This is a genomic window from Dorea sp. 210702-DFI.3.17 (assembly GCF_020560825.1).
In the GTDB taxonomy this organism is placed as follows: domain Bacteria; phylum Bacillota; class Clostridia; order Lachnospirales; family Lachnospiraceae; genus Dorea; species Dorea formicigenerans.
Genome location: NZ_JAJCNB010000095.1, coordinates 1 through 365 on the forward strand (window position 1 = coordinate 1; position 365 = coordinate 365).

The 365-nt window shown below is 39.2% G+C and carries 1 pseudogene; it reads right to left on the reverse strand.

The window, feature by feature from the left end:
• Window positions 1-198: 198 nt before the first annotated feature.
• Window positions 199-365 (reverse strand): annotated as a pseudogene (locus tag LI149_RS15100) (glycine/sarcosine/betaine reductase complex selenoprotein A); the annotation flags it as partial.

Genomic DNA, 365 nt, shown 5'->3' on the forward strand with positions numbered 1-365 from the left:
TTCCATTATATAAAACCATGTCAGGAGTATGTGCTAAGACATAACTTGCTCCTTTGATTACACTATTCATTGTTTTCCACCTTCACCTTTCTTTAACAAAAGGGCGGAGGGGTGAACTCCGCCCTTTACGACAACATATTTTCACATAATATGCGTCTTGTCAAATTATTTAATATTTAATACTTACGATCAATAATCTTACAGATATTTACAGTATTCGTCACGGATAGCACTCATCTCGCTAACGATATCGTCAACGTCAAGAACCATCTCCATCATGCTAACCTGCTCATCGTAAACTGCCTCATCGAACTCTGCCTTCATTTCAGGCTCGCAAACGTGATATACTGTGAGTCCAAGCTGGA